The sequence below is a fragment of the Acidovorax sp. SUPP3334 genome (assembly GCF_030159055.1).
Lineage (GTDB): Bacteria > Pseudomonadota > Gammaproteobacteria > Burkholderiales > Burkholderiaceae_C > Paracidovorax.
The window spans coordinates 146,978-161,585 of the sequence record NZ_BQXQ01000005.1; the positions used below are offsets into that span (position 1 = coordinate 146,978).

12 protein-coding genes are annotated in these 14,608 nt (G+C 67.1%); 5 read left to right on the top strand and 7 right to left on the bottom strand.

What is annotated here, in order from left to right; translation table 11 throughout:
* The first annotated feature begins 34 nt into the window (after positions 1 to 34).
* The 3 genes from AVHM3334_RS04180 (at position 35) to AVHM3334_RS04190 (ending at position 3,724) form a co-directional block, all read left to right on the top strand.
* Positions 35 to 1,090 carry an SMP-30/gluconolactonase/LRE family protein gene (locus AVHM3334_RS04180; RefSeq protein WP_502869851.1) on the top strand — a complete coding sequence of 352 codons (1,056 nt, stop codon included), beginning with the start codon at positions 35 to 37 and terminating at the stop codon, positions 1,088 to 1,090.
* Positions 1,091 to 1,118: 28 nt separating this feature from the next.
* Positions 1,119 to 2,111 (top strand): Bug family tripartite tricarboxylate transporter substrate binding protein, encoded by a 993-nt coding sequence (locus AVHM3334_RS04185; RefSeq protein WP_284409908.1) that lies wholly within the window; start codon positions 1,119 to 1,121, stop codon positions 2,109 to 2,111.
* Between the two features lie 215 nt (positions 2,112 to 2,326).
* Positions 2,327 to 3,724, top strand: a complete 1,398-nt coding sequence (locus tag AVHM3334_RS04190; RefSeq protein WP_284409910.1) for a PQQ-dependent sugar dehydrogenase — start codon at positions 2,327 to 2,329, stop codon at positions 3,722 to 3,724.
* 143 nt (positions 3,725 to 3,867) lie between these two features.
* Here AVHM3334_RS04190 and AVHM3334_RS04195 read toward each other — a convergent pair whose 3' ends face one another.
* The 6 genes from AVHM3334_RS04195 to AVHM3334_RS04220 all read right to left on the bottom strand — a co-directional run bounded on the left by AVHM3334_RS04195 (position 3,868) and on the right by AVHM3334_RS04220 (position 9,237).
* Positions 3,868 to 4,911, bottom strand: a complete 1,044-nt coding sequence (locus tag AVHM3334_RS04195; protein ID WP_284409912.1) for a phytanoyl-CoA dioxygenase family protein — start codon at positions 4,909 to 4,911, stop codon at positions 3,868 to 3,870.
* 138 nt (positions 4,912 to 5,049) lie between these two features.
* The gene (locus AVHM3334_RS04200) at positions 5,050 to 6,363 is read right to left on the bottom strand and encodes a type II toxin-antitoxin system HipA family toxin (protein WP_284409914.1); all 1,314 of its coding nucleotides are present in this window, start codon (positions 6,361 to 6,363) and stop codon (positions 5,050 to 5,052) included.
* Between the two features lie 22 nt (positions 6,364 to 6,385).
* Positions 6,386 to 6,694, bottom strand: a complete 309-nt coding sequence (locus AVHM3334_RS04205) for a helix-turn-helix transcriptional regulator (protein ID WP_284409916.1) — start codon at positions 6,692 to 6,694, stop codon at positions 6,386 to 6,388.
* A gap of 139 nt (positions 6,695 to 6,833) precedes the next feature.
* A complete protein-coding gene (locus AVHM3334_RS04210; protein WP_284409918.1) occupies positions 6,834 to 7,049 on the bottom strand; it encodes a YjfB family protein in 216 nt (71 codons plus the stop codon).
* Between the two features lie 97 nt (positions 7,050 to 7,146).
* Entirely contained in the window at positions 7,147 to 8,559 is a 1,413-nt protein-coding gene (locus AVHM3334_RS04215; RefSeq protein ID WP_284409920.1) for a dihydrolipoyl dehydrogenase, read from the bottom strand.
* Positions 8,560 to 8,649: 90 nt separating this feature from the next.
* On the bottom strand, positions 8,650 to 9,237 hold the full coding sequence (locus AVHM3334_RS04220; protein WP_284409922.1) for an IMPACT family protein: 588 nt from the start codon (positions 9,235 to 9,237) through the stop codon (positions 8,650 to 8,652).
* Positions 9,238 to 9,320: 83 nt separating this feature from the next.
* Here AVHM3334_RS04220 and AVHM3334_RS04225 point away from each other — a divergent pair, with 83 nt between their 5' ends.
* Positions 9,321 to 9,482 carry a hypothetical protein gene (locus AVHM3334_RS04225; protein WP_284409924.1) on the top strand — a complete coding sequence of 54 codons (162 nt, stop codon included), beginning with the start codon at positions 9,321 to 9,323 and terminating at the stop codon, positions 9,480 to 9,482.
* A gap of 124 nt (positions 9,483 to 9,606) precedes the next feature.
* On the top strand, positions 9,607 to 12,048 hold the full coding sequence (locus AVHM3334_RS04230) for a YgiQ family radical SAM protein (protein WP_284409926.1): 2,442 nt from the start codon (positions 9,607 to 9,609) through the stop codon (positions 12,046 to 12,048).
* On the opposite strand, the gene AVHM3334_RS04235 is transcribed toward AVHM3334_RS04230, so the two are convergent.
* On the bottom strand, positions 11,986 to 14,556 hold the full coding sequence (locus AVHM3334_RS04235) for an EAL domain-containing protein (protein WP_284409928.1): 2,571 nt from the start codon (positions 14,554 to 14,556) through the stop codon (positions 11,986 to 11,988). The genes AVHM3334_RS04230 and AVHM3334_RS04235 overlap by 63 nt on opposite strands.
* Positions 14,557 to 14,608: the final 52 nt, after the last annotated feature.

The following is a 14,608-nucleotide window of genomic DNA, read 5'->3' on the forward strand; positions in this document are numbered from 1 at the left end:
AAACAAGATCACTATCGGAGACAAGACCATGGACATGGAAAAAGCCAACCAGACCGCTGCATCGGGCGTCCCCGCATCGCGCCGGCGCTTCATGGCAGGGGCGCTGGCCGCCACGGCCACCGGGCTGGCGCAGGCGCAGTCCTTCGATTTCAAGCCGCAGCAGCGGTATCCCGACCCGTCGGTGCAGGTGCTTGACCCGTCGTTTGCAAAGTACCGCCTGTTCAGCAGCAGCGTGGAGCAGATCGCCACCGGCTTTCGCTGGGTCGAAGGCCCGGTGTGGTTCGGCGACGGCCGCTATCTGCTGTTTTCCGACATTCCCAACAACCGCATCCTGCGCTGGGACGAAGCCACGGGCCAGACGGGCGTGTTCCGTCAGCCCTCCAACTTCTCCAACGGTTTGGGCCGTGACCGGCAGGGCCGGCTGCTGGCCTGCGAGCACCTGACCCGCCGCGTGACCCGCACCGAGTACGACGGCAGCATCACCGTGCTGGCCGACCGCTTCGAAGGCAAGCGGTTGAACTCGCCCAACGACATCGTCTGCCCGAGCGACGGCTCGGTCTGGTTCACCGATCCGCCGGTCGGCATCGGCGGCCACTGGGAAGGCGACAAGGCCGTGTCCGAGCTGCCCCACGCCCTGTACCGCATCGATCCGTCCGGGCGGCTGGACAAGGTGCTGGAGGCGCGCTTTCCGAACGGACTGGCCTTCACGCCGGACGAAAAACAGCTTTATCTCGTGGCGCGCACGGCCGAAGGCCGCCGCCAGATCGTGCGCTACGACGTCACGGCCCGCCAAGGGCTTGCGAACCCGACCGTGCTGATCGAGGGCGGGGCCGGCGCGCTCGATGGTTTCAAGGTCGATGAAGACGGCAACCTGTGGTGCGGCTGGGGCAGCACCGGCGCGGCCGATTCGGTCGCGGCCGACCTGGACGGCGTGATGGTGTTCAACCCTGCCGGCAAGGCCATCGGCCACATCCGCCTGCCCGAGCGCTGTCCCAACCTCGTCTTCGGCGGCCCCAAGCGCAACCGGTTGTTCATGGCCAGCAGCCATTCGATTTACTCGCTCTACGTGGAAACGCGTGGTGCGGTCTAGCTTTTCAAAACCACAGGAGACAACGCACATGCAACGCAGAACCTTCATCGCCGCCGCAGCCGCTTCGGCCGCCAGCAGCGCCATCGGCCTGCCGGCCTTCGCGCAGGGCGCCTGGCCCACCGGCAAGACGATCACTTACCTTGTGCCGTTCGCGGCGGGCGGCACCACGGACACGCTCGGCCGGCTGATCAGCCAGCAGCTGGGTACGGCCCTGGGCACCACGGTCGTGGTGGACAACAAGGGCGGGGCCGGGGGCAGCGTCGGCTCGGAAGTCGCGGCACGCGCGGCACCGGACGGCTACACGCTGCTGGGCGGCACCATCAGCTCGCACGCCATCAACGTGAGCCTGTATCCCAAGCTCGGCTACGACCCCGTGAAGTCGTTCGCACCGGTCACGCTCATCGGCACCAACCCCGTGGTGCTGGTCGTGGCGGCGAGCAGCACCTATAAAACCCTGAAAGACGTGCTGGATGCGGCCCGCGCCAAATCGGGCGGCCTGTCGTCGGCGTCTGCCGGCACGGGCACTTCGCAGCATCTGGCGCTGGAACTGCTGGCCTACAAATCGGGCGTGAAGTTCACCCATGTGCCGTACAAGGGCAGCGGCCCGGCCATTCAGGACGTGATCAGCGGCCAGGTGGACATGATGTTCGACACCACGGTGGTGGCGGGGCCGCACATCCAGAGCGGCAAGCTGCGCGCCATTGCCGTCACCTCGGCCAAGCGGTTGGGCTCGATGCCTGACGTGCCGACGGTTGCCGAATCGGGCATCAAGGGCCTGAACGACTTCGAAGTCCAGTCGTGGCAGGCCATCTTCGTGCCCGCCGGCACGCCCGAGCCGGTCGTCACGCGGCTGCACACCGAAATTCGCAAGATCCTCGCGCAGCCGGACATGCAGGCCCGCCTCAAGAGCTTCGGCATGGAGCCTGCAGACATGACGACCGCTCAGATCTCCACCTTCCAGAAGGCCGAAGTGGCCAAGTGGGCGCAGGTGATCAAGGCGGCCAACATCAAGGTGGATTGAAGCACCGGACCCAACCGCCGCCGAGGCAGCGGCGGTGGCCTGTTGGCCTTTGTTTCCACGAATGCGCAGGCTGGGCAGTCCCCGTCCTGCGCATTCGCGTTTCTGGCTGACAGGGCCTGCCCCGCTGGCGCTGCACACTGTGCGGCATCGCGGCGGACCGCCGTGATGTTTCCGATCACAGCCAAGCTCAGCACAGAACAGAAGGCAGGTTTCCCATGCACGCACCACGCTCCCTCCATTTCCCGCGCCCAGCGCCTTCGCTGCCTGGTTGGTCCGCAGTGGCTCTGGCCTGCGCTCTGACCGCCTTGCTGGCGGGCTGCGGAGACACGGCGCAGTTGCCCCCCGAAGCCGGCATCGGTGCGTCGCCCACGCTGCCCGAGCCTCACAAGACACTCATCCCCACCGTTCATATCGCACCCGCCAAGGGCTGGCCGGACGGCATGCTGCCCACGCCCATGGCCGGCATGCAGGTCACGGCGCTGGCGAAAGGGCTGGACCACCCGCGCTGGGTGTACGTGCTGCCCAATGGCGACGTGCTGGTTGCGGAAAGCAACACCCCGGCCAAGCCCAAGGAAGATCAAGGCCTCGTGAAGAACGTGCGCAACTGGGTCATGGGCAAGGTCATGGGCCGCGCAGGCTCTGGCGCCCCTTCTGCCGACCGCATCACCTTGCTGCGCGATACCGATGGCGACGGGGTGGCGGAAACGCGCAGCGTGTTCCTGCAGGGGCTGCATTCACCGTTCGGCATGGCGCTGGTGGGCGGCGATTTCTATGTGGCCAACACCGATGCTGTCGTGCGCTTTCCCTACACGGCGGGCCAGACCGCCATCACGGCGCAGGCCACGAAGGTGGTGGACCTGCCGGGGCTGCCGTTCAACCACCACTGGACCAAGAACCTCATCGCCAGTCCGGACGGCAACAAGCTTTACGTGACGGTCGGCTCCAACAGCAACGTGGCGGAAAACGGCATCGAAGCCGAAGAAGGCCGTGCCGCGATCTGGGAGGTGGACCGCGCAAGCGGCGCCCACCGCATCTTCGCCAGCGGCCTGCGCAACCCCAATGGCATGGGATGGGCGCCGGGCACCGGCGCGCTGTGGACGGTCGTGAACGAGCGCGACGAGATCGGCAGCGACCTCGTGCCCGACTACCTCACCTCGGTGAAGGACGGTGCTTTCTACGGCTGGCCCTACAGCTATTACGGCCAGCATGTCGATGTGCGGGTGCAGCCGCCCCAGCCTGACAAGGTGGCGAAAGCCGTTGCTCCCGACTACGCGCTGGGCAGCCATGTGGCACCGCTGGGGCTCGCCTTCACCGGCGCATCGGCGGAGGCCGGCAAAGGCTTGCCCACTCAATGGTCGAACGGGGCCTTCGTCGGCCTGCACGGCTCGTGGAACCGCAAGCCCCGCAGCGGCTACAAGGTGGTTTTCGTGCCGTTCGAAAACGGCCAGCCCAAGGGCCTGCCGGTGGACGTGCTGACCGGATTCGTCAGCCAGGACGGCGATGCCTACGGCCGCCCGGTGGGCGTGGCGGTCGATGCGCGCGGTGGATTGCTGGTGGCCGATGACGTGGGCAACACGGTCTGGCGGGTGAGCGCGCAGACCGCCGCCAAATAACGCAGGCCCCGTTCGGCATCAGCCCTCTACCGACTCCACCAGATCGAACGTGGCATCGCCCGCATGGGTCGCGACGAAGGTGGTCGCGGAATGTGCGGGGTGCGTAGCGGTGGTGTCCATGCGGCCCGTCTCCTTTTGTGTGCTCAACGCCAGTTCGGGTGAATTGTCAATTCGGCAGGGAACATGTTGATGTACTGCACCAGGCGGGGCAGGGCGCCCCGGTTCGGGCTGGCGCCGTGGGGCAGCGCCTGGTGCCAGATGACCAGGTCGCCTGCGCCCGCTCCGATGGCCCTTGCGCCCAGGGCGGAAAAGTCCTGGCTGCGAGGGGCCGCCCCCTGCGGCAGGTCGGCCAGCCAATCGCCGATCTTGCGGTGAAAGCCCGGCACCACGGTGAGGGCGCCTTGCTCCGGTGGCGTATCCGTCAGGTAAAGGATGCCCTGGGTGCTGAAAGGAATGGGCTGCTCCAGGCTCACGTCCCAATGCAGGCCCTGGCCGCCATACGGATGGCCCGGGCGCTCGGGCACGTTGAAGCCGCAGCGGTCGGTGGTGCGCCACAGGTCCGCAGTGCCCCACAGTTGCGCGAAGACCTTGTGAATGCGCGGCGAACGGCGGTTCCGCTCGAAGGCCGGGTGCTGAAACCGCTGCACCATGATGTTGCGGGGCGCTTTGGCATACCAGGACTCCACGTCGTGCGGCAATGCGCCCACGGTGTCCCAGACCGCCTGGGCGGCCTCGGCGCTGTCGGCGGCGGACACCGCTTCGCGCACGATCACGAAGCCGTGCTCATTCCAGCAAGCCAGGTCGTCGGCGTCGAGCACCGGCGCCGCGGCATCGATCTGCGCATGCAGTCGCGCGACGGCTTCAGGGGCCGGGCCGCCGTCCACCAGCGCCTGGATTCGGGCGATCGTGCTGGCATCGGGCTGACCGGCCGTGCGCACGATCCAGTCCTCGAAGGTGGCAAAGTCCTGCGCTTCTCTCAGGGCGTAGTGCATCGTCTGCTCCAGTCCCAGGCCGAGTGCTCCGAGCACGATCTGCGTGCGGTGGAACTCGTTGTCGCCATCGACGGCACGGCCCTTGCGCGCCGCCCTCCAGCGGGACCAGCAGCGCTTGAGATAGGGCACCTGCAGGGCGCCGCGTTCCGAGGCGGCGCAGAGGGAGTCGGGGGAGGTCAGGGTGGGAAGCGGCATGCAGATGATCGACAAGCGAAGGCGAAGGGTGAGAGACGCCCAAAGGCCGCGAGCGTCTTTCCACCTTTTTATCAGGCGGTGCGGCGGCGGCCAACCGGTCAATCCCGGGGAACTGGGCAGGGGCTGCTCTGGCCGACTTCAAACACGCGCCAGGGCCACTCCACCCGCCAGCCGCTCCTGGACTGCCCGCTGCATGGCGGGTGGAGCCTGGAGCAGGTGCGCGGGCCATTCGCGCTGTGCCTGGTGTACCAGTTCGCGCAACAGCGCCAGGTGCCGGGGCGCACGCATCAGCCCTGCCGATTTGATCAGCGCCTCCATGTCGTCCCAGGAAAAGGCCCGCAGCGTGCGGTCGATGGCCCGGTTCACCGCGTATTGGTTCTCTGGCGTCCCTTCGAAGAAAGCGGCGACGCAGACGGGGTCGTACAGCGGCGCCAGTTGGGGCGCGTGCCCGTCCGGATAGACGAGCGCCCAGTTTTTCAGGTGTGCATCGGTGTTGCCCATCAGGATGAAGGCCACCATGCGTGCCAGGAACTCGCGCGTGTCCTGAACCGGCTGGTGGCTCAGGCGGTCGAGCACGCGCAGCATGGTGGCGTAGTCCTGCACGATGCCCTTGCCGTACTTCTGCCGGGGCGCATAGCCGAGCACCTGGTTGAACTCCTCCATGTGCACCCGCTCGCCGCCGGGCAGGTGGTCGAAGCGCTGCACGGCCAGGATGTCGTCGAATGGCACGGCTTCCGGCAATTCGGCGTCGGCACGGGTGACGATGCTCGCCTCGGCGCAATCCAGCCCGAGCGCTTTGCACAGCTGGTAGCCGGCGTATTCGTTCGCAACCAGGTCCGGGTGGGCACTGGTGGGCAATTTCAGGATCACGCTGCCAGCAGCCCCCTTGCGCTGCACGCGGTATCGGCGGCCTTCCTGGACGGCGCTGAACTTGGTCACCACGCCAGGCAGCGATGCGGCGTCTTCCACGGGGTATTCGACGAAGCCGGGCTCCAGCACATCCAGCCCCTGCGTGGTGTGCCAATGGCGCACCACGTCAGGCACGCCTTCCTGCGCCGGCACGGGTTCGACCTCGAGCGCGCCCATCAGGTCGCGCCCCGCGGCAGCGAGCAGTTCGAACTCGTCGTCGGGGCTGCAGCGGCGCTCCCGGGCCAGGCGTTCGCGGTTGTGCCCCTCGGGCAGCAGGTTTTGAAAGTACACCGGCCAGCGCCCGTCGGTGCGCACCAGGCGGCTGTCGCGTGCCGAGGCCAGGATCTGCCGCGTGGCGGCTTCCGTGTCGCCGCGGTAGCTGAGCGAGAGGGTGGGGCGTTCGGGGTCGTCGATGTAGCTGCCGTCAAACGACACCCGCAGGATGTCCCCGTATTGGGACAGGTAGCCGATCGGAAGGCGACCTCCGCCCTGGCGGGCCGGGCGGTGCAGGTAAAGGCGCAGGTAGCGGATGGAGGTGCTCATGGCAGCTCAGCGGGCCCGCATGTCAGCTTTCTGTGCGAAGGCGGTCGATGACCGACGGGGGGGCATCCACGCCCTCCGGCTGCCCGAGAAATCTGCCGCCCGACTGGATGAAGGCTTGCAGGCTGGGCCGCAGGCTGCTGGGCACGGCGATGATGTCCATTCCCAATACCCTGGCCATTTCGGCCAGCGTGGAATAACGGGGATCGAGATCCCCCGCTTCGGTGCGTTGCACGGTCATGCGCGACAGGCCGGCCTGTTCGGCCAATTGCGCTTGCGTGAAGTGATTGGCTTTGCGAGCCAGGGCCAAACTTTGGATCAGATCGTTATTCATGATCTTATTTATACTCTTTTTTTAGAAAAAGTATATTTTAAGTATCATAAACGGGTGCTGGCCAAGTCTTTGAGTCACTGGTTCGCCTGTGGTCCAAAGGCGCCGTATGTAAAGCCGCCCACCCCACCCCGCGCGAAACTTATGCGAAGGTATTGACCTGGGTGCCCAAAGCCCCCGAGGTCGCCAGACCCGGTTGGGGCATCGATTGCTTCATCGAGTCGATCAGCAGGGCGGCCGACGCCTCTTGCGTATCCAGCGCCTTTTTCAGCACCCGGATATTCAGCGCATCGGAGTTTTTCTGGCTGGCCATGGCCGTGGCGGTGTTGACGACGGACTGGGAAAGCGTGACATCCATGGGAGGCTCCTGCAAAGGCCCCGGATGGGGCGAGGGGAAAGATCCCTTCTTTTCGGCACACCGGCGCGGAACTGAAGCACTCGGTTGCAGGGCATTTTCAATCGAGTGCGCTGGCCCCATAGGCCGAGCAGGCGGACAGGTCCGAATCGCTGACACGGGGCAGGTGCGATGCCGCATCGCGCAGTGCCGTGCGCAGGCCTTCTTCCAGTACCGGGTGATAGAACGGCATGCGCAGCAGGTCCTGCACGGTGAGCGAGCGGTCGATGGCCAGCGCGATCAGATGCGCCATGTGCTCCCCGCTGGGCGCGCACATTTCAGAGCCCAGAATCCGGCCGGTTTCGCGCTCCGCATACACCTTCAGGCGCCCATGATTGTGCTGCGCTGCACGCGCCCGGCCCTGGCGGGAAAAGTCCACCGAGCCGGTCACGAAGTCGCCGTCTTTCAAGTCCTTCCAGCGGCTGCCGACCACCGCCGCATTCGGTTGCGTGAACACGATGGACAGGGGCGTGCGCCGGCGAAAGCCCTGGGGTTCGGCGGCGACGGCATTCAGAGCCGCGATGTGCCCTTCGTCAGAGGCTTCATGCAAAAGGGGCCTGCGGTCGTCGGCGTCGCCGGCCATGAACACGGACAGGCTGCCGATCTGCATGCTTCGCGAATCCACGGGCGGCTTGCCGTTTTCGTCCAGTTCCACCCCCAGCGTGTCGAGGCCCAGGTGTTCGATGTTGGGGCGCCGGCCCATGGCGGCGAGCACCTGGTCCACCACCACCGTCGCACTGCCGTTGCTCACTTCGATGCCGCCCGGCACTTCGCGCAGCCGGGCCTCGTCGCCCACGTTGACGACGAACTCTTCTTTCAGCAGCGCCTGCAGCGTTTCATGGATGTCGGGGTCGGACAACCCCGCCAAGGACGGCCCGGTGGAAAAGGCCGCGACTTCGACTCCCAGACGCGACAGGGCCTGCGCCAGTTCGGCACCCAGGGGGCCCAGCCCGATGACGGCGATGCGCGGCCCCAGCGTGGGCTGCTCGAAGAGCGTGTCAGTCGTCAGGATGCGGTCGCCGAAAGCCTGCCACTCTTGTGGAACGATGGGCCGTGAGCCGGTGGCGATGATGATGCTGCGCGCCTTGTAGGTCTGGCCATCCACCTCCACCGTGTCCGGGCCGCGCAGCCGCGCATGCCCCGAAATGCCCTGCTTGCCGACCGCCGAAGCCTTTTCCGTGCCCGCCACGAAGTCGTCTCGCAATGCGCGCACGCGTTGCAGCACGGCGGGCATATCGACCGAGAGGCCTTCCTTGCCGCAAATGCCGAAAGTCTCGAAAGCGTGCCGGCGGTGGTAGGCATTGGCCGCCTCGATCAGCATCTTGGAGGGCATGCAGCCCACGCGCGCGCAAGTGGTGCCCCAGGGCCCGTCGTTGACGATCAGCACGCGGTCGGTGCGCTTGCGCACTTCGCGCAATGCAGCCAGTCCGGCCGATCCCGCGCCGATGATGATGGCGTCCAGGGGCTGGCTCATGGGTCGGTCTCCTCGCTTATTGGTAAGGCCCGAGTGTCCCCCGTGCCGGCCGCAAGGGCCTGTAGGTGCAGGGCACTTTCGGCCGGGTGGTCACGGAGCGATCCAGCCGATGCGCCCCTGGCAGGCATCGTTCAGGCGCTGCACGAACGCCTCAGCCGCTGGCTGCGGCAGCTGAACGTGCAGGGTGACTTGCGATCCGTGTGCGACCTCGCCCAGCGTGGCGCCTATGGCGTCAATCTCTCGGCGGACCAAGCCCTCCAGCGCGTAGGGCACCTCGCAGCGAAGTGCCACCATGCGCTGCAGCGGCACCTTGTCGGCTTGCAGCAGTGCCTGCGCGATAGCGTCGGTATAGGCCCGAACCAATCCTCCCGCGCCCAGCTTGACGCCCCCGAAGTAGCGCACCACCGTGGCCAGCACGCCCTCCAGATCTTGGTGGCGCAGCACCTCCAGCATCGGCCTGCCGGCGGTGCCGCTCGGTTCGCCGTCGTCCACCGCGGCCGACTGCCCGCCCGCCAGAAGGGCCCAGCAGATGTGGGCCGCCCCTGGGTGGGCCTGCCACATCGCATCGACCATCGCCTGCGCCGAAGCCCGGTCGGCCATGGTCTGTACGCAGCCGATGAACCGGCTCTTCTTGATGACGAGTTCGCTGTGGACGGGGTTTCGCAGGGTGCTTGGCATGGGGCGACGGAGCTTACTGCACGCACGCATCTCGCCAACAGGCACATCGCCTGCGGCCCGAGCTGACCCACGTTCTGAACGCCATGGCCTTGCCCGCCGCCGCTGGCGACGCCGACCTGCCGGCCCACCGGGCAGGCGTCTGGCAACTGGCCGGGCCCGCCTGGGGGCTGGAGTTGCATTCTCCCTACGGCGACCCTCCCGCCCCCGACCTGGACCAGCGCGTGCGGGCATCCGGCGAGTGGTGAATGGCGGGCATAAACCGGCTGCCATCGGAGGAAACGCGATGGCGGGCCGGGCAGGCCTTGGCCCTTGTTTCGACATGGAAGGCCCAAGCGCCTAAAATCGCGGCTTCCCCACGCCTTGCCCTCCATGAACGCCCCCGTTGACGTTTCCTTTTTCGCGCGCGCCGCGAAGCCGCTGACCAGCTATCGCCCGTATTGGGCGAAACGCTTCGGCACGGCCCCGTTCCTGCCCATGAGCCGCACCGAGATGGAGCGCCTCGGCTGGGACAGCTGCGACGTGATCCTCGTCACCGGCGATGCCTATGTGGACCACCCCAGCTTCGGCATGGCGGTGATCGGCCGCACGCTGGAGGCGCAGGGCTTTCGCGTGGGCATCATCGCCCAGCCCGACTGGCAGAGCGCCGATGCCTTCAAGGCGCTGGGCCGCCCGAACCTTTTCTGGGGCGTGACGGCGGGCAACATGGATTCGATGATCAACCGGTACACCGCCGACCGGAAGATCCGCAGCGACGACGCCTACACCCCCGGCGACGTGGGCGGCAAGCGCCCCGACCGCGCGGCCATCGTGTACAGCCAGCGCTGCCGCGAAGCCTACAAGGACGTGCCCATCATCCTGGGCGGCATCGAAGGCAGCCTGCGACGCATCGCCCATTACGACTACTGGAGCGACAAGGTGCGGCGCTCCATCGTGGTGGATGCCAAGTGCGATCTGCTGCTGTACGGCAATGCCGAGCGCGCGCTGGTCGAAGTGGCGCACCGCCTGGCCGCCCGCGAGCCCGTGGAGCAGATCACCGACGTGCGCGGCACCGCCTTCGTTCGCCGGCCCGACGACGAAACCGGCCAGGGCTGGTTCGAGATCGACTCCACCAGCGTGGACGAGCCCGGCCGCGTCGAGGCGCACGTCAACCCCTACATGACGACCAGCGAGCAGGCGGCTGCCCAAGGCAGCACCTGCACCAAGGAGGATGCTCCTGATTCAATAGCATCCATGCCAATGGATACTAGGGCACAAGGGCAAAATGAATCGAAATCCGCCGAGCCCAACCCGGCCATCCAGCCCATGCTGTTCGTGGCCAACCCGGCCCTCAAAGCCAAGCTGAAGGTGCCGCCGCGCGATCGCAGCGTGATCCGCCTGCCCAGCTATGAGCAGGTCAAGAGCGATCCGGTGCTGTATGCCCATGCCAACCGCGTGCTGCACCTGGAAACCAATCCCGGCAATGCCCGTGCCCTGGTGCAGGCGCACGGCGAAGGCGTGACGGCGCGCGACGTCTGGATCAACCCGCCGCCCATCCCGCTCACCACGGCCGAGATGGACTACGTGTTCGATCTGCACTATGCCCGTGGCCCGCACCCCAGCTATGCCGACGAGAACGGCAGCCACGACGGCGCGACCAAGATTCCCGCGTGGGAAATGATCCGTTTCAGCGTGAACATCATGCGGGGCTGCTTCGGAGGCTGCACCTTCTGCTCGATCACCGAGCACGAGGGCCGCATCATCCAGAGCCGTTCGGAAGACTCGATCATTCAGGAAATCGAGGACATCCGGGACAAGGTGAGCGGCTTCACCGGCACCATTTCCGACCTGGGCGGCCCCACCGCCAACATGTATCGCCTGGGCTGCAAGAGCCCCGAGATCGAGGCCGCGTGCCGCAAGCCCAGCTGCGTGTACCCGGGCATCTGCCAGAACCTCACGACCGACCACGGCCCGCTGATCAAGATTTACCGCCGCGGCCGCGCGCTCAAGGGCATCAAGAAGATTCTGATCGGCTCGGGCCTGCGTTACGACCTGGCAGTGAAGTCGCCCGAGTACGTGAAAGAGCTGGTGCAGCACCACGTCGGCGGCTACCTCAAGATCGCGCCCGAGCATACCGAGCAGGGCCCGCTCACCAAGATGATGAAGCCGGGCATCGGCAGCTATGACAAGTTCAAGCAGATGTTCGAGAAGTTCAGCGAAGAGGCGGGCAAGAAGCAGTTCCTGATCCCGTACTTCATCGCCGCGCACCCGGGTACCAGCGACGAGGACATGATGCACCTCGCCATCTGGCTCAAGAAGAACGGTTTTCGCGCCGACCAGGTGCAAACGTTCTACCCGAGCCCCATGGCCACCGCCACGGCCATGTACCACAGCAACAAGAACCCGCTGCGCAAGATCACGCGCGACAGCGAGACGGTGGACATCGTGCGCGGCGACAAGCGCCGGCGCCTGCACAAGGCCTTCCTGCGCTACCACGATCCCAACAACTGGCCGCTGCTGCGCGACGCATTGAAGGCCATGGGCCGCGCCGACCTGATCGGCAACGGCAAGCACCACCTCATCCCGACCTTCCAGCCGATGACGGACGGCAGCTACCAGAGCGCGCGCCGCAAGAACAGCACCGTCGCGCCAGTGTCGCCAGTGGCGGCATCGCGCAAGATCGCGCCCGGCAAGGGCACGGCGGCCAAGGCCGCGCAACCGGTGGCCGGCCGCTTGCTGACCCAGCACACCGGCTTGCCGCCGCGCGCCGGCCTAGCCGGCAAGCCCTCCGGCGGCGCTGTCCCTTCCGGCAAAGCGTTCCGAAAGGGGCGCTGACCGCCCTGGCGGCCCGTCCCCGCGCGCTGGGGGCGGCGCATGCGGCATCGGCTCCGGCCGGCTGATGGCATGGCCCTGGGCATAGTCCACGCCCATGGCGCGCAGTCCTTCCAGGATGGCCGGGGTTTCGGCGAACTCGGCGATGGTGCGCTTGCCCATCACGTGGCCGATGTGGTTGATCATCTCCACCATCGCCCGGTTGGCGGAGTCTTCCAGCATGTCGCGCACCAGCGCGCCGTCGATCTTCAAGAAGTCCACCGGCAAGTGGCGCAAGTAGGTGAAGGACGACATGCCCGAACCGAAATCGTCGAGCGCGAAATGGCAGCCTTGCTGCTTGAGTTCGCGGATCAGATGAATGGCGTTGGGCAGATAGGCGATGGCCGCGGTTTCCGTCACCTCGAAGCACAACTGGTCGGCTGGCACACCGTAGCGTGCCATCTGCTCGCGCAGGTATTGCAGAAGGCTCTCGTCGCCCACGCTCATACCGGACAGGTTGATGGCGCACAGCGTGATGGGCCTGGCGTCCGGCTGCAGCCGCCGCGCGGCCAGTGCGGCGAACGTGTGTTCGACCACCCAGCGGTCCAGCGCCTGGGCCAGGCCGAATCGCTCCGCCGCCGGCACGAATTCGCCGGGTGAAATCGACTGGCCGCCTTCGCCCTGCAACCGCAGCAGCACTTCCACATGCAGACCGCCTCCATCGGGTGCCGCGCGCAGCGGCGCGATCTCCTGCATGTAAAGCTGAAAGCGGTTTTGCTCCAGCGCCTGCCGGATGCGTTGCACCCAGTGCATGTCGTCCAGGTGGCGCGACATCGCGGCGTCTTGCGACTGGTAGACATACACCGTGTTGCGCCCGCGCTCCTTGGCGCCGTAGCAGGCCATGTCCGCCACGCGCAGCACTTCCTGCAGGCTGGTGAGGTCGGCGGTCAGGTGCACCAGGCCGATGCTCAGGCCCGTGCGCAGCGTGCGCGGGCCCCAGGCCAGCCGCAACTCCTGGGCGTGGTGGCGGATCTGCTCGGCGATCTGCTCGGCCACCTGGGGCGGGCAGCCTTGCAGCAACACGCCGAACTCGTCGCCCCCTAGGCGCGCCAGGGTGTCGCCTTCGCGCAGGCCGCGCTGCAGCATGCGGCAGACCTCCCGCAGCATCTCGTCGCCCGCAGGGTGGCCGCAGGTGTCGTTGATCACCTTGAACTGGTCCAGATCGATGTACAGCAGCGCCCCCGCCACTTCCGAAGCGCGGGGCCTGGCCAGCAGCTGCGCCAGGCGGCGCTCGAACTCGCGGCGATTTACCAGGCCGGTGAGCGTGTCGTGGCTCGCCTGCCAGGCGAGCTGCTCCAGGTATTGCTGTTCGCGCGTCACGTCGTGCAGCACCAGCACGGCGCCCGCCAGCTGCCCCTGATTCATGAGTGGCGAGCCGACGAGCGTGACCGGCACGGTGGTGGCATCCGGCCGCACGATCCGGTGCGGGCGCTCGTCGTGCTGCGCCGCGTTGCCATGCAGCGCGCGTTCCAGCAACTGCGCGGTGCTCTGCAGGGTCGCGTCAGTGCCGTCGAGTCCGTCAACGGCACCCGCACCCACGCCATCGGCGTCTCCAGGCCGGTCGCGGTGGCCGACATGCAGCAGTTCGGCCAGGGGCATGCCCACGCTGGCTTCCCGGGTGCGGGCCAGCAGGCTTTCCGCAGCGGGGTTCATGTAGCGCACGTTGCCTTGCAGATCCGTGGTGACGATGCCGTCGCCGATGGCCGCCAGCGTGGTGCGCGCCTGTTCGCGTTCGGCCTCCAGCGTGGCTTCGACCTGGCGGCGCTGGCCCATCAGTTGGCGCGTGTGGGCGATGGTCAGCGCGATCAGCGCGGCGACCGTGGCCACGTTCAGCCACAGCAGCCAGCCCATGATGCGCCGCGAGCTTTCACCCATGGCGGCGCTGAAATCGGTCGCCGCCGGCGTCACGCCCACATCGATCTCGTCCACCTGCCGCTGCCAGCGTTGCACCCGGTCCGGGGTCACGCCGCCAGCCATGTACCCGGCGCGAATCTCGCGCGACAGCGTGTCCAGCCGCAGCAGGTATTCGTCGCCTTGCATCCAGTGGTGGATCGGCTCGCGAAGGATCTCGTAGTCGCGAAACAGGTGCAGCATCCAGATCAGCCCGGGGACGTCGCTGGGGTGGTTGCCGCCGCGCAGGAAGGCCTCGCGCGCTCCCGCCAGATCGGGGTCGGGTGCCTCGATCAGCAGGCGCGCCTCGCGGTCGGCCATGGGAACCTGCAGCGATTGCTGGAATTGTTCGTACAGCCGACCCTCGCCGGTCGCGACGTACTGGCCGAGGTGGTGGATCGCGTCTTTCTGCCCTTTGGTCCACTGGCTCTCGCCGGCCACGAAGGCGCGCACCGTGGAGAGCACGTAGAGGCTTGCGGACGCCACGACGGCTTGCAGGATCAGGATGGCGATGAACGGCCCGGCGAGTCCGGACGTCCAGGGGCGCCGACGGAGACCTTGCAGTGGGCGCGGCGCGTCCATGCGGTCACCGGGATACGGCATGGCGGCTGACGGAAGGCCGCCGAAGAATGGC